This window comes from Streptomyces sp. NPDC007863 (assembly GCF_040633895.1).
Classification (GTDB): Bacteria; Actinomycetota; Actinomycetes; order Streptomycetales; family Streptomycetaceae; genus Streptomyces.
The window spans coordinates 213168-232102 of the sequence record NZ_JBEYEI010000014.1 but is presented as its reverse complement, the minus strand read 5'-3'; the positions used below and the strand labels follow the sequence as shown (position 1 = coordinate 232102).

Below are 18935 nucleotides of genomic sequence, written 5' to 3'. Positions count from 1 at the left end.
CCCCATCCGCCCGCGCCGAACCCCCACATTCCCGCGGCGCCCCCCACCACCGTCCGCCCCGGGCCCCCATACCGCGCCCGCCCCGGCGGTTCAGTCCTGCGCGGCGCTCTCGGCGGTCTCGGCGGACAGGGCGCAGAGGGCCGCGCGGTCGGCGCAGCCGGTCTTCGCGAGGAGGCTCGCGAGGTGCTTCTCCACCGTGCGCGGGGAGATGTGCAGCCGCCGGGCGATCTCCTGGTTGCCCGGCCGTTCGGCGAGCAGCACGAAGACCTCGTGCTCGCGCGGGGTCACGCCGACCTCGCGCAGTCCGGCCGGGATCCGCTCGCGGCCGCCCCGGCGCTGCGAGACGGTCACGCCCGCCTGCCGCAGGGCGGCCCGGCAGGCCGCCGCCACCGGCTGGACGCCCGCGCCGTAGAAGTACTCCTCCGCCGTCCGCAGCCAGGCCACCGGTTCGCCCCAGCCGTCGGCGAGCGCGGCCTCGGCGGTCAGCCGCAGGGCCAGGTGCCAGGCCTGGGGGAAGGCCCGCGCGGCCTCCCCGGCGGCGCGCACGGCCCGCATCGCGCCCGCCCGGTCCTTCTCCCGGCCGAGGAGCACGGCGTCCGCCATGCCCAGGAAGACCCGGTTCCAGGCGAGCGCCGCGCCCGGGGAGGCCAGCGTCTCCCGGTACGCGGCCCGGTCGTCCGCGCCGCTCAGGACGCGCAGCAGCGGGCGGAGCCCGTACCGTCCGCTCAGGTAGAAGAAGCTGGGATGCGCCCGCTCCCAGGCCAGCGCGGCGTCGAGTTCGGCAAGCGCCCGGTCCCGGTCCTCCTCCATGAGCGCCCCCATCGCCTGGCAGAGGCCGCGCTGGAGGGGGACGAGCATCGACTCCTCGCCGCCCGCGCGGCGCAGCCGCGTCAGCGCCTGGTCCCGCTCGCGGGAGCGTCCCTGGTGCGCGGCGGAGGTGGCGCGCACCAGCAGCAGATAGCGGTGGGCGGCGTGGTTGCGGACCCGGACGCTCGCCTCGACCGACTGTTCGACGATCTCCGTGGCGCGCTCCCAGCGGCCGCCGAGGACCGCCTGCATCGCCAGCATGCCGTCGATGTGCTGGAGGAGGGCGAGCGAGCCCAGCTCCCGGGCGGCCGAGCGGGCCGTTTCGAGGCGGGTCGCCTCACCGGACCGCATGAAGGCGTTGGCGCCGAGGCGGACGAGGGCCTCGGCGCGCCAGACCGGGAGGCGGTGCTCCTCGGAGACGGCCAGCATGCGTTCGAGGCAGGCGTCGGCCTCGTCGAAGCCTCGCTCGCGGGAGAGCAGGGCCAGCAACTGCCAGGCCCGGCAGGCCACGACGGGGGTCCGGTGCTCCTCGGCGATCAGCGCGGCCCGTCTGGCGGAACGTTCCGTCTCCGCGAGTTCCTCGCGCCCCGCGTGACCGGGCAGCAGCGTCAGATGCCCCTCGACCACCGCGAGCGCCGCCTCGTGCACCGGCAGCGGCGCCGGCCCAAGCAGGGCCCGCGCGGCCCGCGTCAGGACCAGCGCCTCCTCCCGCTGCTCCGCCATCGTCGTGACCCAGGCGACCTCCACCAGCGCCTCCGCCCGCGCCTCGGCGGCCGGCGAGCCCGCGGGCACCGGCGCGAGGTCGTCGAGGAGGGCGCGGGCCGTGTCGAGCTGCCCGCACTGGGCCTGCGCGACGGCGAGCGAGACCGTGACGGCGTCCCGCCCGTCGTCGGCCGCCAGCTTCCTGGCCCGTTCGAGCAGCACCACCGCCGAACCGGCCGCGCCGGCGGCGAGCATATGGCGCCCGACCAGCACCAGCTGACGGGCGGCCGCCGCCTCGTCACCGGCCGCGAGCCGCAGCGCCGCCACCAACTGGCGCGTCTCGTCGGACAGTTCCCTCCCGGTGTCGCCGGGGGCTTCGAGCACCTCGGCGGCCTGCCGGGCCAGCGCGGCCTGTTCGGCGGGCGGCAGCGTCGCCCGCAGCGCCTCCGCCGTCAGCACGTGACGGAAGGTGTACTGGTCGTACGCGGCCCCGTCCGGGGTGATGATCCCGGCCTCCGAGGCCGAGCGCAGATGCGCGAAGAGCGACCGGTCGTCGAAGCCCGTCACGTCCTTCAGCGCGCTGACGGAGAACCGCCCGCCGAGGGTGGCCGCGGTCAGCAGCAGCGTCCGCACCGGCTCGTCGAGCCGGGCGAGCCGGCGCGCCCAGCTGCGCACGATGCCCGTGGGCACGGTGGGATCGAAGCGCTCGGCGAGCCGCCACCCCTCGTCCGTCCGGCCGAGCCGCCCCGTGTCGAGCAGATCGGCGAGCAGCACCTCCAGGACGTACGGGTTCCCGCCCGCCCGCTCGGACAGCAGCCGGTGCGCGGCCTGCGGCACCTCCCCCCGCCCGGTCTCCAGACACGCGGCGATCATGTCCCGCACCGCCTCGTCCCCCAGCGGACCCAGCTCCCGCGCCGAGGCGGTGCCGCGCAGCTCCGCGGCGTGCGCCAGGTCCAGGGCAGGGCCGGGATCCGGCCGGAGCGTGGCCACCAGGAGCACCGGTAACCCCGCGACGTTGTCGACGAGGTACTCCACCACCGCGACCGTCTCGGTGTCGGCGTCGTGCAGGTCCTCCAGGAGGATCACACAGCCCCGCTCCCGGCCGAGCACCGACAGGAGCCGGAGCAGCGCCTCGGCCAGCTCGATCAGCGAGTCCGGATACCCGGGCGCCGCGCCGCCCCGCCACTCGGGCACGAGGCTCGCCAACGCGGGCCGATAGGGGACCAGTTCGGCGTCGTCGGGCGTCCCCGCCGCCCGGAAGCGCGAGGACAGCGCCTCGGCCAGCGGACGGAAGGGGACGACGAGCCCGGTCGAGGTGGCGCGCCCGCGCAGCACCGGCATGTCGAGGCCGTAGGCGCGGAAGGCGCACTCACCGGCAAGCCGCGACTTCCCGATCCCCGCCTCGCCCACGAGGAACACCGCGCTCCCCGAACCCCGCGCGGCGCCGTCCAGAGCGCGGCCCAGAAGCCCGATCTCGGAGTCCCGCCCTACGATGACCGAAGACGTCGCACGCATGCGCACAAACTACTTGATCTTCTCCCCGCGCGGCAGAGGGCCCGGGGCTGTCCCCGGGCCCTCGATCACCGTGCGGACACCGCTTCGTGACGTGCTGTCAGCCGGTCGTGCGTCAGTCCGCACAGGTGATGGTGAAGGTGGTGAACGGCATGTCCGCGGAGTAGCCCGCCTGGTCGGCCGCCGAGGCCCGCAGGAGCCTGCTGCGCATGCCGAGCCGCCCGCCGACACCGATCGTGACCTCGCCCGCGGGGTGCCCCTGGGCCGTGTTCTCCTGCGCGCTGTCGAGGTGCGTCACCGAGTGGCTGATCTGCATGATTCCCGCCTCGTCCTTCGTGGTTGGTGTGATGCTGCACCGTTGGATGTCGTCGAAGTCGTGCGTGTGCCCCGTGTGCTCAGGAGGTGCCGTGGAGGGCCGGTACGGCCCCGTCCGCGGCGGGGCCCGGCGGCGCCTGCGCCCGGACGGCCGGGCGCAGGAGGAGCGCAGGGGGCACCTGGTCGGGGAAGCCCGCCCTGAGCAGGCCGTGCCCCACCCCCGCCAGCCCGGTCAGCAGGCCGGGATGCGCCACCCGGTCCGGCGTGCCGCAGACCGGGCCCGCCTCCTCGACCGCCGCGAGCAGCGCCCCGGCCCGCCGCACCCAGTGCGGCCGCGCCTCCGGCAGGGCGCCGTGGCCGAGCAGTTCGAGCAGCCCCGTCTCCCCGTGGCAGAGGCTGTCGTCCCCGGACGGCCCGCCCCGCGCCACCGCGTCGACGGTCTCCCCGGCCCAGCGGGCCAGGAGCGGGTCCTCCAGGGCGCCCGCACCGTCCAGGACGGCCAGCGCGATCCCGGCACGCCCCCGGCACCAGGCGCCGGGACGGCCGGACGGCTCGCCGCCGACCGCCTCCCGCAGCGCGGCGAGGCCCGTCCGCCGCGCGTGGTTGCCGCCGCCCGCCTCGGCGAACCGCAGCAGAGCCCACCCCGCCCCCGCGAGCCCCGTCGCCGCGTCGGGCCGCCCCCGCAGCCGCCTGGCGGTGAGCAGTTCGACGAGCCGGTCCGCGCAGGCGCGGGCGGCCCGCCAGGTCTCCGTCCCGCCGGCCGCCCGGTGTCCGGCGAGCAGGGCGACGAGACCGCCGGCGGTACCGGAGCCGTACCCGTGCTCGTGCTCCGACAGGGCCGCCGCGCCGGTCAGGCGCAGGGCGGGCGCCACCCACTCGCCGACCTCGGGATCGTCGAGCAGCCGGGCCGTCTCGGCCAGCGCGTAGGCGATGCCGCCGAGCCCGGTGAACGCCCCCGAGCCCACCACGGCCAGGTTGTCCGGGTGTTCGTGCAGCGCGTCCAGGAGACCGGGGACGGGCGCCAGCGCCGTCCGGGCCGCCTCCGCGTAGTGCCCCGCCCCGGTGAGCGCGGCCAACTGGGCGAGGAACAGGGCCGGTCCGGTGTACCCGCCCGCCAGGTCCGCCGCCATCGGCCCGATCCGCCAGTACCGCTCGTCCAGCAGCTCCAGACCGATCCAGTTGGTGCGCCCGGCGCCCCGGTAGGCCTGGGACACCAGCTGGTCGCCGACGGACCGGGCTGCCGACAGGAGCCGTTCCGGCTCGGGGGCGTAGTCCGCGGTACGGGCCCGCCGGCTGCCCGGCGGGCGGTGCGCGGGCTCGCGGGACGAGGTCACCATCGCGGCCCGGACGATCCACTCCTGGTCCTGCCGGTCCACCGTGTCGAGCGCGGCGATCCGCTCCCGGACCCGGGCGAGCCCGGGCCGCCCCGTCTCCACCGCCGTCTGCCGCCCGCCGCGGCCGCGCAGCCGGGTCCCGCCGGGGCGCGCGGTGAACAGCGGCACGTCCCCCGCCCACAACTGGGCGAGTTCGTCGTCCTCCAGACCGGGGAAGGCGGCGGCGCCGAGCTCGTCGGTGCGCAGCGTCTCCAGGATCCGGTGCCGTGCCGTGGCGTCCGCGAGCAGATCGGGGTGGGTCGACTCGTCGAGCAGCATGGTGTACACCCAGGTCGGGCGCGCCACCACCCGCACCTCGTCGCCGGCGAAGGCCTCCAACGGGCCGCCGGGTCGCAGCAGTTCCTCGCGGGCCCGGCTGATCGCCGTGTACCCGGCGCGGAACCCGGCGCACATCGCCTCGACATGGGCCCCCGGTTCGACGGGCTCGCCGTGCAGCCGCGGCCGGTTGGCGGACTCGCCCATGGTCCCCGCCCGGCGCACCAGACGCATGGTGTCGGTGCCCGCGTCGGCCCAGTCGGCCCGGACCACGGGGGAGACCGCCTGCCGGCCCCCGCCCACCCCGGACACGTCGAGCGCGCTGTCGTCCCCCACGAGCAGCTGCGGCAGCAGCCCGACCCGGTACACCGAGTCGTGCAGGGCCCGCGCGGCCGGGTCCTCGGCGACGGCCCCGGTCAACGGCGGATGGAACAGCGTCTCCAGGTCGACCAGGACCGGATGCCCGCCGACGGCGATCAGGTTCTCGTGGTGCAGGTCCGTCCCGTCGAGGACGTGCAGCAGCGACAGCAGCACCCCCTGGCGGCGGTAGAAGGCCTCCACCTCCGCCGGCTCCGCGCAGCCCCGCGCCTCGACGAACTCCACCCAGCCGTACCGCCCCCGGTCGACCAGCCGGAGCGTCCGCAGGTCCACCGCGCCCGGCAGCCCGTTGAACCACGCCACCAGCTCGTTGAAGTGGCGGTGCACGCCGATAGGCCGGGGCTTGTACACCAGCCGGGCCCCGCCCTCGAACCGCAGCAGCATCACGGAACGGCCGCCCCCGTGCCCGTCCCCCGCCCCCGGCTCGACCCCCGTCAGCCGGCCCGGATCCCCGCCGAGCAGCCGCTCGGAGACGACCGGCAGGTCGTCCGCGAGCCGCGCCAGCATCTCCCCGAGGGCGTCGGCGGCGTCGAGGCTCGCCCGGGAGAGGATCCGCGCGAGCACGGGCCGCCCGGCGAGCAGCGCCGTGAGACCGTCCCGCGTCCCGGCGCGCCCCACGAAGTCCCGGAACCGCGCCCGGGAATCGGCCCCGTCGAGCCGCCCCGCCGCACGCGCCTCGTGGAGGTCGAGCACGAGGGTGCGGGCGGCCGCCCGGGCCAGCCGCCGGCGCAGGTGACGCTCCAGGTCGGCGCGGACGGCCGCCAGGTCCACCCGCCCCCGTACGCCCTCCGGAACGCCCGCCACCAGCCGCTCCCCGGCGCGGTCCGCGAACGGCGCGACGACCCGCTCGAAGCCGCCGAGGCCGGGCAGTTCCCCCTCCGGGACGACCGGCTCCTCCGGCGCCGCCCCCACGGCCCCCAGCGTGAACTCGGCCCAGTCCGGCGTCCCCAGCGCCACGGCCTCCGCGTACCGCCCCGCCCCGACCTCCGGCACGGCGACCGTCCCCCGTCGCCACCAGCGCTCGTCCCCGAACGAGCGCCGCCCGGCGCCCCCCTCGGACCGCTCGGACCGGTCGTGCCGCTCCGGCGCGAAGCCGGGGCCGCCCCCGCCGTCCCGCTTCTCCCCAGCCGCCATCGCTCCTCCTCCGCGGTCCCGGACCGACCGGTCGCCGTGCCGCGTCCATGCTGTCCCGGAGGACGGACCGGGGACATGGGGGCACATCCCCCATCTTTCCGACGGCGGCCGCGCGGCTCCCCGGAGGCGGCGCTCCGTCAGCTCGGGGAGGGCCGCGTCGCGAGGCTCGGGGAGGAGGCCCGGGAGGCGAGGAGGCGGGGGGAGCCGGTGCCGTCGGCGGGCACCGACCAGACGCCGCCGCCCTGCCCGTACGCGAGCGTGCGCGGGTCCAGCCACAGGGCCTGGTCGTCGAAGGCCCGGTCCTCCGCCACCGGGTGTTCGCGGCCGGTGGCCAGGTCGAGGACGTACAGGCGCCAGGGTGCGCGCGGGCCGGGGGAGACCCGCTTCTTGAACGCGATCCGGGTGCCGTCGGGGGAGAGGGACGGGCACTCCACGTTCTCGCGGAGCGCGCGGGCGGACCAGGCCGCCACGTCGCCCTCGACGAGGTGGGTGCGCCCGCCGGTCGACACGGTGGCGTAGAAGCGGTTGTCGTCGGCGGCGAAGGTGACGCCCCAGTAGTTGACGTCGGGGGCGTGGTGGCGCCGGCCGCCGAGGGTCAGCGGGATCTGCTCGATGTTCTTCACCAGGTAGCCGGTGCGCAGGTCGAGGAGTGAGGTGCGGGTGGAGAAGGCCGAGCGGGCGTACGAGTCGCCGGTGGTGAACATCGTCCAGGCGAGCATCGAGCCGGAGGCGGAGACCCGGGCCCGGCTGGGGATGCCCGGCAGGCCGATCCGGCGCACCTCGCGCAGCTCCCGGTCGAGCACGAGCGCGTACGAGCGGGCCGGGACGCCCGGCCTGCGCTGGAGGCAGAGGGCGGTGTTCCCGGCCGCGTGGAAGCGGTCGCAGGCAGGGCCGCGGGCCGCCCGGCCGCCGGGCGCGGCCGGGTCGACGCGGGCGACCCGGCCGGTGGCGGAGTCCCGGGCGTAGAGCGCGCCGGCCCCGCCGTCCAGGACGAAGCCGGGTTCGGCGGCCCGGTCGACGGCCGCCGCGCGGCCCGAGGCCGCCCGCAGCGTGTAGGCGGTGGCCCCGCCGCCGAGCAGCAGCAGCGCGAGCACGATGATCCACACGCGGGTGCGGGTCGTGGCGTCGGTCAGGGCGGACATGGGTCAGTCGGTCCTCTCACGGAGGTCGCGGGGCTCGGGGACGGGGCCGGGGTCGCGGGGGAGGAGGCGGGCGGCGCAGCAGACGGCGGCGGCGAGTGCGACGAGGGCGCAGACGAGCGCGGTCCCCGGGCCGCTCGCGGTCCACAGGGCGCCGAAGGCGACGGCGGCGCCGACGCGGGCCAGCGCCTGGGCGGTCTGGACGAGGGCGAGCCCGCTCGCCCGCCGCCCCTCGGTGAGGAAGGGGCCGGCCAGCGCCATCAGGACGCCGTCGGTCGCGGCGTAGAAGCCCCCGAGCAGGACGAGGACGCCGGGCAGGACGACCGCGTCGGGCAGCGGGACGAGGAGGAGGCCGTACGCGAGGAACAGCGCCCCGTGCCCGTACAGGAGGGGGCCGCGCCGGCCGAGGCGGTCGGCGAGCCGGCCGGCCGGGACGGCGAGCAGCAGGAAGACGGCGGCGGCGCCGAGCGGCAGGAAGGGGAACCAGGTCGGGTCGAGGGCGAGCCGGCGCTGCAGCAGGAGGTAGAGGAACGAGTCGCCGACGGTGGCCGCCCCGAGGAGCGCGGCACAGAGCACGATCCGGCGGAGGCCGGGGGAGCGGAGCGCGGCGAGCGGCACGGCACGCGCGCGTGCCGCCGGCCGCGGGGCGGGGGCGGTGCGGCGCGCGCGGCCGGGGACGAGCAGGAGCCACAGCAGCACGCCGAAGGCCCCGGCGCAGAAGCTGACGGCGAAGACGGCGTCGTACGCGTCGGCCGTCGCCCACAGCAGGGCGAAGGCGGCGAGCGGGCCGAGGAGGGCGCCGGTGGTGTCCATGGCGCGGTGGACGCCGAAGGCACGGCCGAGGTCCTCGGGCGGACTGTGCAGGGTGATCAGGGCGTCGCGCGGGGCGGTGCGGACGCCCTTGCCGAGCCGGTCGGCGGCGAGGGCCCCGGCGATGCCGCCGGTGGCGCCGCCGGCGAGGAGCAGGCCCAGCCGGGAGAGGGCGGAGAGGGCGTAGCCGAGGCCGCCGACCGTCTTGTGCCGCCCGCCGCGGTCGGCGGTGGCGCCGCCGAGGAGCCGTACGAGGGCGGTGGCGCCGGTCGACAGCCCGTCGAGCAGCCCGAACTGGAGGGGGGAGAGGCCGAGTCCGAGGACCAGGTACAGCGGCAGGACGGCGGTCACCATCTCGGAGGAGACGTCGGTGACCAGGCTGACCGTGCCGAGCGCGAGGACGGTGCCGGGGACGCGCCGCCGGACCCCCTGGGGGGCGGGCGGCGCGTCCGGGCGACCGGTGGTCGCGAGGTACATCAGTGGCAGGTGTAGGTCGGGGCGGAGTCCTTGACCCGGTCGTCGACGCCGACGTACTGCCAGGTGTAGGTGGTGTCGGTGAGGTCCAGCCTCAGCACCCCGTAGGTGCCGCTGATCCGCTTCTGGCTGTTCGGCTGGACGGTCTCGATGTCGTAGGGCTCGGCGCCGCCCATGCCGCCGACGATTTCGACGATGCCGCCGGCGGTGGCCCGCCCGTCGGGGTCCTGCGGGGCGAAGCGCTCGTAGTGGTGGTCGTGGCCGTTCAGGACGAGGTCGGCCCCGGCGGCGTACAGGATCTTCCACACCGGCTTGGAGACGGGGTCGTTGCCGTGGCCGCCGGAGGAGTACAGCGGGTGGTGGAAGTAGGCGGCGACGCAGCCCTTGGTGTTCCGGGCGAGGTCGTCCTTGAGCCACTGGATCTGCGCGGGGTCGTCGAAGGAGTTGGAGTCGAGGGCGACGAAGTGCCAGTTGCCCTGGTCGTAGCTGTAGTACGGCTCGCCCTGCGGGTAGGCGATCGAGCCGAAGTACGCCTTGTAGCCGGCGAGCGGGCCGGCCGGGTCGTACGTCTCGTGGTTGCCGGGGACGGGACGGGTCTTCGCCTTGAAGGCGCCCCAGCTCTTGTCGTAGTAGTTCCGGAAGTCCGACAGCAGGGCGTCGTCGTACTGGTTGTCACCCATCGTCAGGTAGAAGGCGGGCGCGAGCCGCTGGGCCAGGGCCGCCGTCTTCGGGTGGGCGCAGGAGCTGCTGGAGGCCGTGCACTGTGCGGCGATGTCACCGGCGGCGACCACCGTGAAGGAGCCGGTGGGCGGGGGCGTCGTGCCGCTGGTGCCGTACACCTCCACCGTGTAGAGCGAGTAGCCGTACGGGGTGCCGCGCGCCGTCCCGTAGACGCGCAGGTGGCGGCCCTGTCCGGTCAGCCCGGTCCAGTCGTCGGTGCCGCCGTTCCCCGCGGTCTCGGTGGCGAGGCGGGTCCAGGCGACGCCGTCGGCGGAGATCTCCACGCGGTACGCCGTGGCGTAGGCGGTCTCCCAGACGAGCTTGACGCGGGAGACGGTGGCGGACGGCCCGAGGTCGACGCGGAGCCACTGCGGGTCGACGCCCTCGGCGCTGGCCCAGCGGGTGGCGGAGTCGCCGTCGAAGGCCTTCTCCGGTCCGAAGGTGCCGTCCTCGACCGACGACGACGTGGCCGGACGGCCCTGGGAGATCAGGGTGTCGGCGGCGGCCCCGGCCCGGTCGGGCAGGGCGAGCAGGAGTCCGCCGACGAGCAGCAGCACGGCGGCGAGCACGAGGGAGAAGGGGGTGGTGGTGCGGCGGGGTGGGGCGGAGGCGGACAGGCGCATACCTGGGCTCCCTGGCCTGAGGGGGAGAGCTGGACACCGTGCCGGGGCACCACGGCGTGGGCCGTCCGCGCCCAAGGGCGAACACCCTGGGACATGGGCGCGGACGACCGACCGCGTGGCGCTCGGGGCGCCACACGACGGGGTGGTGCTCGGCGGCCGGGTCAGAGCTCTCGCTGAGCGCGTCACGTCCCTCGGGGAGGGCCGCCGCGCCGGGCCGCTGCCGGGATGCTAGCCGATAGTAAGGTTTCCTACCAGACTCCGCGTCACCCCATGGCCTCCTCGGGAGCCTCCGCGGTCCGCAGCGTGCCGTCCTCGATCCGCAGCCGGCGGTCCACCCCGATCTCGGCGAGGAACCGCTCGTCGTGGCTGACCACGAGGAACGCGCCCCGGTACGACTGGAGCGCGCCCTCCAGCTGGCCCACGCCGACGAGGTCGAGGTTGTTCGTCGGCTCGTCAAGCAGCAGCAGTTGCGGGGCCGGTTCGGCGTACAGCACACAGGCGAGGGTGGCCCGCAACAGCTCACCGCCGGACAGGACCCCGACCGGCAGATGCGCCCCGGCGCCCCGGAAGAGGAAGCGGGCGAGCAGGTTCATCCGCTCCGCCTCGGGCCGCTCGGGCGCGAACGCGGCGAAGTTCTCCGCCACCGTCCGCCCGGCGTCGAGCAGGTCGAGCCGCTGCGAGAGGACGGCGACGCGTCCGCCGCCCCGCTTGATCCGCCCCGCGTCCGGGGCGAGTTCACCGGCGACGATCCTCATCAGGGTGGTCTTCCCCGAGCCGTTGGCGCCGGTGAGCGCGATCCGCTCGGGACCGCGCACGGACAGGTCGACACCGCCCGCGCCGAACAGCTCGCGGCCGTCGTGCCGGACCCGCAGCCCCTCGCCGAGGAACAGGTCGCGCCCGGCGGGCACCTGCGTGTCCGGCAGGTCGAGGACCAGCCGCTGCTCGTCCCTGAGCGCCCGCCCGGCCTCGTCGAGCCGGGCCTGCGCCTCGCCGACGCGGGAGGCGTGGGTCTGCCCGGCCCGGCCGGCGGACTCCTGGGCGCCGCGCTTCATGGTGCCGGCGAAGATCTTGGGGAGGCCGGCGTTCTTGAGGTTGCGGGCGGCGTTGCTCGCCCGCCGCTCGGCCCGCTCGCGGGCCTGCTGCAACTCCCGCTTCTCGCGCTTCAGTTCCTGTTCGGCGTGGCGCACGTTCTTCTCCGCGACGTCCTGTTCGGCGCGCACCGCCTCCTCGTAGGAGGTGAAGTCGCCGCCGTACAGGCGCAGCCGGGAGGAGCCGAGCTCGGCGATGGAGTCCATGCGGTCGAGCAGCGCCCGGTCGTGGGCGACGACCAGGAGGAGGCCGTCGAAGTCGGACAGCGCGTCGTACAGCTTGTGCCGGGCCTCCAGGTCGAGGTTGTTGGTCGGCTCGTCGAGCAGCAGCACGTCGGGCCGCCTCAGGAGCTGCGCGGCGAGCCCGAGGGAGACGATCTGGCCGCCGCTGAGGGTGCCGAGGGCGCGGTCGAGGGCGAGCGCGCCGAGCCCGAGCCGGTCGAGCTGGGCGCGGGTGCGCTCCTCGATGTCCCAGTCGTCGCCGATGGTGGCGAAGTGCTCCTCGGCGACGTCGCCGGACTCGACGGCGTCCAGGGCGCGGATGACGTGGGCGACGCCGAGGACGTCGGCGACGGTGAGGCCGGCGGTCAGCGGGAGGCTCTGCGGCAGGTGGCCGAGGGTCCCGTCGACCGTGACGGAGCCCCCGGTGGGCCGCAGCTCGCCGGCGATGAGCTTCAGGAGGGTGCTCTTCCCGGAGCCGTTCGGCGCGACCAGGCCCGTACGGCCGGCGGTCAGGCTGAAGGACAGCTCGTCGAAGACGGGGGTGTCGTCGGGCCAGGAGAAGGAGAGGCCGGAGCAGACGACGGTGGCGTGGGACATGAAGGTGACCTCGCGGGGAGGGAGGGGGCGGCGGCGGGCGCGCGGACACGGCTCCGCCCCGGGCAGACGGGGGACTGAGTGCTGGGGTACGACGAACGGGCCACCCCGGTGTGCGCTCCTCGGCGCGTCCGGTGGCCGTCAGATCCGGATCTCACCCGGAGATGTCGTCGTCACCCGCCACGTCTGCTGCTCTCCTCGATACACGATCAACGTCCCCACCAGCGTAACAGCCGGACCCCGCGGACCGGCGGGAATTCACGCCCGGGGCGAGGGCGCGGCGGGGTGCGGGTGGGCCTTGGCGAGGGTGCAGACGCCGTCGGCGCACCGCCGCTCCAGACGGCCCCGGGAGATCGTCTGCGCCAGGCCGACCGCCCAGCAGGTGGGGCAGCCGCGGAAGGCGATCAGGGCCAGCGGGGCGGCGAGCAGGCTGACGGGCCCGGCCACCGGCACCAGCGCGACCGCCCCGATGACCAGTCCGAATCCGAGCGCGCCGCGCGCGAGGTGGCGGGGGACGGAGCTGCTCGCGTAGTCGGGGCCCTGGGGAGTGGTGGTGGTCATGGGTGCGGGTCTCCTTCGGAGGGGCGGGCCCCGGGGGCCGGGTCCGGGGCCGTCAGGGAGTGGCGGAGGGCGGTGCGGGCGCGGTGGAGGCGCGACTTCATCGCCGCGTCGCTCAGGCCGAGGGCGCGGGCCACGGCCCTGCCGGGCAGGCCCTGGACGTCCCGCATGATCAGGACCTGCCGCTGGTCGCGGGGGAGGGCGGCGACGGCGGCGGCGATCCGCCGCGCCTCCAGGCGGTGCAGGACGGCCTCCTCGGCGGAGGGTTCCGAGGCCGCCTCGGGCCCGGCCTCCGGCTCCTCGCCCCACCGGACGAGCCGGCGCACGTGCCGGAGGCATTCGTTGCGCACGATGCGGAACATCCACGAGGCGAGCGCCCCGGACGCCCGCAGGGTGCCGATCTTCCGGTACAGGGTGATCAGCGCCTCCTGCGCCGCGTCCTCCGCGTCCTGCGGCGAGGCGCACAGGGAGAGGGCGAACTTCCGCACGTGCGGCTGGGATTCCAGGACGACGGTGGTCAGCGAGGCGACGTCGCCGTCCTGCGCCGCCTTGACCAGCCGCTCGTCGGGCCAGGAGAAGGGTCGGTTCATGTGCTCATCCTCGTCGTGTTCCGCGGACTCCGGGGCCGGGACCGGGCGGGGTCAGGCCCGGCTCCGGTACCGCCGCAGCAGGTGCCAGGAGCAGGCTCCGACGAGGACCGCTCCGACGACGACGAGGGTGGTGACCAGCATGGTGTCTCCTTCCGGCGACCGGCCCGTGCGGCCGGTACGGGGATAGGAGACGGCGGGACCCGAAAAGGATTCGCCCCCGCCGCGGAAATCTTCCGTGGCGGGGGCGCGTCCCCCTCGGGGGAGCCGGGCCGGTCCGGCCGGTCAGACCGGCAGGCGCGTCAGGAGGCCCGCGAAGTCCGTGCCCGGCGGGAGGGTGCCGAAGGCGAGGCCCTGGTCGCCGGAGAGGCGCGACGCGCAGAAGGCGTCGGCCACCGCCGCCGGGGCGTGCCGGACGAGCAGCGAGCCCTGGAGGACCAGCGCGGCCCGCTCGGCGACCCGGCGGGCGCGCACCGGGGCGTCCTCGGTGAGGCGCAGCTCGCCCTGGAGGGCGGTCCAGGCCGCGTCGAGCCGCCGGTCGGCGCCGGACGCGGCCTCCACCTCCGTACGGAAGGCGTCCAGGGCCTCCGGTTCGCGGGCCAGGGCGCGCAGCAGGTCGAGGGCGCTGACGTTGCCGGAGCCCTCCCAGATGCTGTTGAGCGGGGCCTCGCGGTACATGCGCGGCATGCCTGACGCCTCGTCGTAGCCGTTGCCGCCGAGGCACTCCAGGGCCTCGGCGACCGCGGCCGGCTGCCGCTTGCAGACCCAGTACTTGCCGACGGCGGTGGCCAGCCGGAGGAAGGCGCGCTCGCGCTCGTCGCCGAGGCGGGCGCGGTCGGCGGCGCCGGCCAGGCGCAGGCCGAGGGTGGTGGCCGCCTCCGATTCGAGGGCCAGGTCGCCGAGGACGTTGCGCATCAGCGGCTGGTCGATCAGCGTGGCGCCGAACGCCGAGCGGTGGCGGGCGTGGTGGGCGGCCTGCGCGAGCGCGCCGCGGATGCCGGCGGCGGAGCCGAGCACACAGTCCAGGCGGGTCATCGTCACCATGTCGATGATGGTCCGCACGCCCTTGCCCTCGGTGCCGACGAGCCATGCGACCGTGTCGTCGAACTCCGGCTCGCTGGAGGCGTTGGAGCGGTTGCCGAGCTTGTCCTTGAGCCGCTGGATGCGGAAGGTGTTGCGGCTGCCGTCGGGCAGGACGCGCGGGACGAGGAAGCAGGAGAGCCCACCGGGCGCCTGCGCGAGGACGAGGAAGAGGTCGTTCATCGGCGCGCTGGTGAACCACTTGTGGCCGCGCAACCGCCAGGTGCCGTCCGGGAGTTCGGTGGCGGTGGTGGTGTTGGCGCGGACGTCGCTGCCGCCCTGCTTCTCGGTCATGCCCATCCCGGCGAGCAGCCCGCGCTTCTCCGTCGGGGTGCGCAGGCCGGGCTCGTACGACCGGCTGGTGAGCAGCGGCACGTACGTCTTCGCGAGCTCGGGGGAGTGGCGCAGCGCGGGGACGACGGCGTACGTCATCGAGACCGGGCACAGGTGGCCCGGTTCCAGCATGGTGGCGAGCATGAAGCTGCCGGCGCGCGCCACATGGGCGCCGGGCCGCTCGTCGGCCCAGGCGGCGCCGGCGATGCCCTCGCCCACGGAGAGGTCCATCAGCCGGTGGTACGCCGGGTGGAACTCGACCTCGTCGATCCGGTTGCCGTACCGGTCGTGGGTGCGCAGCTCGGGCTCGTTGCGGTTGGCCTGGTCGGCCCAGTGCTGGGCCTCCTCGCCGGTGACGACCCGGCCGAAGCGGTGCAGGTCCTCCAGGTGCCAGCCGGCGCCCTCCCGGACGACGCCTTCGAGCAGCACCGGGTCGTCGGCGGCGTCGTGGCCGGTGAGCGGCGGGGTCTGGTTGGTGACGGTGTGCGTCACGGCGGTGGGGCGGCTCTGGGGAGTGCTCGGGGCGGGGCCGGAGCCGGGAGTCGTGGTCACGGTGTGCGCTCCTCAGGAAGGCGGGTGTCGGGCGGACGGGGAAGGGCGACGTGTGCGTGTGCGTCTGCGTCTGCGGGGGTGAATGCCGGTGCCGGTGCCGGTGCCGGTGCCGGTGTCGGTGTCGGATGGCGAAGGTGGCGGTGGTCAGGGCGCGGGGGCGCCCGCGCAGCGCAGCGCCATCGCGGTGAGTTCGGCGAGGAGGGCGTCGGTGGTGGAAGTGCCCGGGGCGCCGAGCGGGTCGACGAGGACCTCGCCGACCGCGCCGGTGAGCGCGGCGGCGGTGATCTCCCCGTTCTGCTCCGGCAGTACGCCCTGCGCGATGCCCTCGCGCACCACCTCGGCGAAGAGCGCGCGGTAGCGGCGCCGGTAGTCGAGCCGCTCGGCGCCGACGGCGGGCTCGGCCGGGGCGGCGAGCAGGGCGTAGGCGAGCCCGCGGTTCTCCAGGGCGCGGCGGGCGAAGACCCGGACGCCGCGGCTGAGCCGCTCGACGGGGTCGCCGGGCTCGGCCAGGACCTCGCCGAGGACCTCGACCTCGCGCCCGGCGGCGCGCCGGAAGACCTCCACGGCGAGCGCCGCCTTGGAGGGGAAGTGCTGGTAGACGGAGCCGGCCGCGATGCCGGCGGCGTCGGCGACGGCCGTCACGGACGCCTGGGCCCAGCCCACTTCGGCGACGACGGAGGTGGCGCAGGCGACCAGGTGCTCCCGGGCGGTTTCGAGCCGGCGGAGCTCGGCGGGGGTCTTGCGGTAGGCCATGGAAGAAGTGAACCACCATTCAGAATTTCCCGCCAGGGTGCGGAGGCCCGGTGGCGCCGGCTGTCGGTGGCGTCTGGTTGCATGCCCGGCGTGAACCTGCCACGCCATGACGACGAAGCCCCCGACGGCACGCCCGCCGAAACCCTCGCCGAAACCTCCGCCGACACCCCCTCCGAAGCGCTCGAATCGCTCCTCGGCTGGCTGCGGCGCCGCGTCTGGACCGACTCCGACGAGCTCTGCTGTGCCGAGCCCGGCCACCCCGACGGGCACGTCTGCGGGACGGCGCCGGAGGGCGAGGCCGCGTTCGACGCCCTCCGGCGGGCGCTCGTCGAGCGGTACGGGCGGGCGCGGGACCTCGCGCGGGACGGGGCCGTCGACCCGTCCGTCACCGACCTCACCGGGCTGCCGCTGCTCGCGCCCTTCGGGGACGGGGTGGTCGGCATGCGGGGCTGGTCGCACGGCGGACGGTGGATCGGCCTCGGAGCCGTACGGGGTCCGCTCGGCGTCCGGCCCGTGCTGGTCGTCGCGGAGGGCCGGAGCGCGGCCTCCGGGATCCCCGAGGGGTCCACCTGGCTGGGCGGGGTCCTCGCCGCGACCGGCCGGAGCCTGGGCGGGCCCCGCCACGCGGTCGACTGGGCGGCGGTGGAGGACCGGCTCGGCACGGCGCTTCCCGTCGACTACAAACAGCTCGCCGAGGTCTTCGGCGAGGGCGCCTTCGACGGCTACCTCCGGCTGTACGTGCCCGGCTCGGACGGGAGCGGTCCGGGTGGGCGCGGCTCGGGCGGGAGCGGCTCGGACCTGGCCGGGAACGCGTTCCGGCTGGCCGACCACGCGCGCGTGCACGGCGGCACGCTCTGGGAGCCGTACGAGGTGTACCCGGCGCCCGGCGGCCTGCTCCCGTGGGGGGACACGGAGCAGGCCGACACGTTCTACTGGCTCACCGAGGGCCGCGATCCCGACCGCTGGCCGATCGTCGCCGTCGAGGACGACTACGACTCCTGGGTCAGGTTCGACGGCACGATCACCGAGTTCCTGTACCGCCTGCTCACCGACCGGCACCACCCCTTCTCCACCGCCCGGTACTTCGACCGGCACTGGTTCGAGTCGTACGGGGAGGAGGACGTGGAGCCGGACCCTACGGGGTGACCGCGATGTTGGTCAGGCCGCTCGTGGCGCCGCGCACGGTGTTCGAGGCGTGGACGACGTTGAGCCGGCCCGGGCACTTCGACGTCGACGTGACCTTGACGGCGTACGCCCCCGCCCCGCCCAGGTCCGAGTCGTTGCCGCGCCAGACGTTGCCGCAGCCGTTCGGGAAGGCGGGCGTGGTGGCCGGGTTGTGGGTCTCGTATCCGTTGGCGAAGGTGCCCGGCGGGGTGAACGTGCCGGTGTTGTCCTCGATGAGGTAGTCGACGCCCTTCACGTCGATCCACGAGTCCGCCGAGTTCTGGCCGGTGATCCCGCGCCCGTCGAAGGTGTTGCCGCGGATGACGCCGCCGAAGGTGCCCTCCTTGACGTCGATCGCCTCGGCGGCGACGTTCGGGCCGATGCGGTTGTTCTCCACCCGCACCCGGTCCGAGCGGTCGGCGCCGCCCTCGTTGCCGTGGCAGCCCCAGTTGGAGCCTGCCGAGCCGATGTACACGCCCTCGCCGTAGCCCGGCTGGACCAGGCCCGTCTCCTCGACCGTCGAGTCGCGGAGCACGCCGTCCGCCGAGGAGCGGCGGAAGTGCACGCCCTCCTCCTCGACGCGGTGCACGTGAAGGCCGTCCGCCGTCACGTGCGGGGAGGCGTCGACGACCAGGCCCTTCTTGGAGTCCCGGACGGTGAAGCCCTCCAGGTTCCAGTACGGCGCCCCGTACAGCCACAGGCCGTAGCCCGGGTCCCAGCCGGCGGTCGGGACGGGGCAGGAGGGGCCGCTGCCGCTGGGCCCGTCGTTGACGAGCACCGCCGTGCGCGGGCCGGTGAGCGTGATCGGCCGGTCCGCCGCGCCGGGCCGCTGCGCGACGAAGGAGCCCCGGTACTCGCCGGGGGCCATCCGGATCGTCTGCCCGGGAACGGCCGAGGCGAGCGCGGCCCGGAGCTCCGCCGCCGTGGCGACGTCGACGAGGGGACCGGTGGGCGGGGTGGTGGTGGGGGTGGGAGTCGGCGTCGGTGTCGGCGTTGGTGTCGGGGTCTGCGTGGGTGTCGGGGTCGGCGTCGCGGTCGTGGGTGTGGGTGTGGGCGTCGGGGTGCCGCCCGCGCACGGGGCGCCGTTGACCGTGCAGTTGAGCGGGAGGCCGAGGCCGCTCGCGTTGAAGCCGAAGCCCTGCGTCCCGCCCGGGGCGACCGAGCCGTTCCAGGAGACGTTGGTGAAGGTGTAGTGCCGGCCGCTCTGGGTCTTCGTCGCCGACCAGTGGCTGCTGACCGAGGTCCCCTCGGGGAGGTCGAACTCGACCGTCCAGCCGGTCGCGGGAGCGTCCCCGGAGTTCGCCACGGTCACGTCGGCGCCGTAGCCGCTGCTCCAGACGCTCGCCCGGGCGACCGAGGCCGTGAGGGCGGGGGCGGTGTCGGCGCGGGCCGACGGGGTCGGCAGCCCCGCGGCGACCAGGCCGGCGAGGGCCGTCGCGGCCGCGGCCGGAATCGCTCTGCGCATGGTGGGTCGTCTCCTCGTGCCGGATGCCTGTTGTAAGTAAAGCTTCCTTACTGTTGCGGGCACGTCAACGGAGTCGGCGGGTCGATCCTCCGCGCGCAAGGATCCGAACGCATCCCGAACGCACCCCGGACAGGGCCCACTTCGCGCCACAGCGGGGCGACGACCCGACCGGTGGCGCGCTGTCGCCCCGCGCCACCGCGCCCCTACAGTGCGAGGTGACCGCGCGCCACCCCTCCCCGCACGCGAGGGCGTGCGGACGCCGAACAGGAGCCGCTC

At 75.7% G+C, this 18935-nt stretch carries 13 protein-coding genes; 1 reads left to right on the top strand and 12 read right to left on the bottom strand.

Going from position 1 to position 18935, the window contains the following annotated elements; all coding sequences use genetic code 11:
* Positions 1 to 90: 90 nt before the first annotated feature.
* From ABZ621_RS23050 to ABZ621_RS23000, 11 genes are all read right to left on the bottom strand, one after another.
* Positions 91 to 3024 carry an AAA family ATPase gene (locus tag ABZ621_RS23050; protein WP_360607401.1) on the bottom strand — a complete coding sequence of 978 codons (2934 nt, stop codon included), beginning with the start codon at positions 3022 to 3024 and terminating at the stop codon, positions 91 to 93.
* 112 nt (positions 3025 to 3136) lie between these two features.
* On the bottom strand, positions 3137 to 3337 hold the full coding sequence (locus tag ABZ621_RS23045; RefSeq protein ID WP_360607399.1) for a hypothetical protein: 201 nt from the start codon (positions 3335 to 3337) through the stop codon (positions 3137 to 3139).
* A gap of 79 nt (positions 3338 to 3416) precedes the next feature.
* On the bottom strand, positions 3417 to 6497 hold the full coding sequence (locus ABZ621_RS23040) for a type 2 lanthipeptide synthetase LanM family protein (protein WP_360607397.1): 3081 nt from the start codon (positions 6495 to 6497) through the stop codon (positions 3417 to 3419).
* Positions 6498 to 6634: 137 nt separating this feature from the next.
* The gene (locus ABZ621_RS23035) at positions 6635 to 7639 is read right to left on the bottom strand and encodes a hypothetical protein (RefSeq protein WP_360607395.1); all 1005 of its coding nucleotides are present in this window, start codon (positions 7637 to 7639) and stop codon (positions 6635 to 6637) included.
* 3 nt (positions 7640 to 7642) lie between these two features.
* Positions 7643 to 8923 (bottom strand): MFS transporter, encoded by a 1281-nt coding sequence (locus tag ABZ621_RS23030; RefSeq protein WP_360607393.1) that lies wholly within the window; start codon positions 8921 to 8923, stop codon positions 7643 to 7645.
* A complete protein-coding gene (locus ABZ621_RS23025) occupies positions 8923 to 10263 on the bottom strand; it encodes a discoidin domain-containing protein (RefSeq protein ID WP_360607391.1) in 1341 nt (446 codons plus the stop codon). Before ABZ621_RS23025 ends, ABZ621_RS23030 begins: the two co-directional genes overlap by 1 nt.
* A gap of 263 nt (positions 10264 to 10526) precedes the next feature.
* On the bottom strand, positions 10527 to 12170 hold the full coding sequence (locus ABZ621_RS23020) for an ABC-F family ATP-binding cassette domain-containing protein (RefSeq protein WP_360607389.1): 1644 nt from the start codon (positions 12168 to 12170) through the stop codon (positions 10527 to 10529).
* Positions 12171 to 12425: 255 nt separating this feature from the next.
* On the bottom strand, positions 12426 to 12728 hold the full coding sequence (locus ABZ621_RS23015; RefSeq protein WP_360607387.1) for a hypothetical protein: 303 nt from the start codon (positions 12726 to 12728) through the stop codon (positions 12426 to 12428).
* Positions 12725 to 13315 carry an RNA polymerase sigma factor gene (locus ABZ621_RS23010; RefSeq protein WP_360607385.1) on the bottom strand — a complete coding sequence of 197 codons (591 nt, stop codon included), beginning with the start codon at positions 13313 to 13315 and terminating at the stop codon, positions 12725 to 12727. Before ABZ621_RS23010 ends, ABZ621_RS23015 begins: the two co-directional genes overlap by 4 nt.
* 282 nt (positions 13316 to 13597) lie before the next feature.
* A complete protein-coding gene (locus ABZ621_RS23005) occupies positions 13598 to 15277 on the bottom strand; it encodes an acyl-CoA dehydrogenase family protein (RefSeq protein WP_360607383.1) in 1680 nt (559 codons plus the stop codon).
* A 144-nt stretch (positions 15278 to 15421) separates the two neighbouring features.
* Positions 15422 to 16030 (bottom strand): TetR/AcrR family transcriptional regulator, encoded by a 609-nt coding sequence (locus ABZ621_RS23000; RefSeq protein ID WP_360607381.1) that lies wholly within the window; start codon positions 16028 to 16030, stop codon positions 15422 to 15424.
* Positions 16031 to 16120: 90 nt separating this feature from the next.
* Here ABZ621_RS23000 and ABZ621_RS22995 point away from each other — a divergent pair, with 90 nt between their 5' ends.
* Entirely contained in the window at positions 16121 to 17176 is a 1056-nt protein-coding gene (locus ABZ621_RS22995; RefSeq protein WP_360607379.1) for a hypothetical protein, read from the top strand.
* Here the strand turns inward: ABZ621_RS22995 and ABZ621_RS22990 are convergent.
* The gene (locus ABZ621_RS22990) at positions 17166 to 18659 is read right to left on the bottom strand and encodes a cellulose binding domain-containing protein (RefSeq protein WP_360607377.1); all 1494 of its coding nucleotides are present in this window, start codon (positions 18657 to 18659) and stop codon (positions 17166 to 17168) included. The two genes, ABZ621_RS22995 and ABZ621_RS22990, sit on opposite strands and share 11 nt — an antisense overlap.
* Positions 18660 to 18935: the final 276 nt, after the last annotated feature.

What these genes read in the sequence shown, in the direction of transcription:
- ABZ621_RS23035 (WP_360607395.1), bottom strand. Translation starts at nt 7,639, where the DNA reads ATGTCCGCCCTGACCGACGCCACGACCCGCACCCGCGTGTGGATCATC.
- ABZ621_RS23010 (WP_360607385.1), bottom strand. Translation starts at nt 13,315, where the DNA reads ATGAACCGACCCTTCTCCTGGCCCGACGAGCGGCTGGTCAAGGCGGCG.
- ABZ621_RS23050 (WP_360607401.1), bottom strand. Translation starts at nt 3,024, where the DNA reads ATGCGTGCGACGTCTTCGGTCATCGTAGGGCGGGACTCCGAGATCGGG.
- ABZ621_RS23025 (WP_360607391.1), bottom strand. Translation starts at nt 10,263, where the DNA reads ATGCGCCTGTCCGCCTCCGCCCCACCCCGCCGCACCACCACCCCCTTC.
- ABZ621_RS23000 (WP_360607381.1), bottom strand. Translation starts at nt 16,030, where the DNA reads ATGGCCTACCGCAAGACCCCCGCCGAGCTCCGCCGGCTCGAAACCGCC.
- ABZ621_RS23045 (WP_360607399.1), bottom strand. Translation starts at nt 3,337, where the DNA reads ATGCAGATCAGCCACTCGGTGACGCACCTCGACAGCGCGCAGGAGAAC.
- ABZ621_RS23040 (WP_360607397.1), bottom strand. Translation starts at nt 6,497, where the DNA reads ATGGCGGCTGGGGAGAAGCGGGACGGCGGGGGCGGCCCCGGCTTCGCG.
- ABZ621_RS23020 (WP_360607389.1), bottom strand. Translation starts at nt 12,170, where the DNA reads ATGTCCCACGCCACCGTCGTCTGCTCCGGCCTCTCCTTCTCCTGGCCC.
- ABZ621_RS22990 (WP_360607377.1), bottom strand. Translation starts at nt 18,659, where the DNA reads ATGCGCAGAGCGATTCCGGCCGCGGCCGCGACGGCCCTCGCCGGCCTG.
- ABZ621_RS23015 (WP_360607387.1), bottom strand. Translation starts at nt 12,728, where the DNA reads ATGACCACCACCACTCCCCAGGGCCCCGACTACGCGAGCAGCTCCGTC.
- ABZ621_RS23030 (WP_360607393.1), bottom strand. Translation starts at nt 8,923, where the DNA reads ATGTACCTCGCGACCACCGGTCGCCCGGACGCGCCGCCCGCCCCCCAG.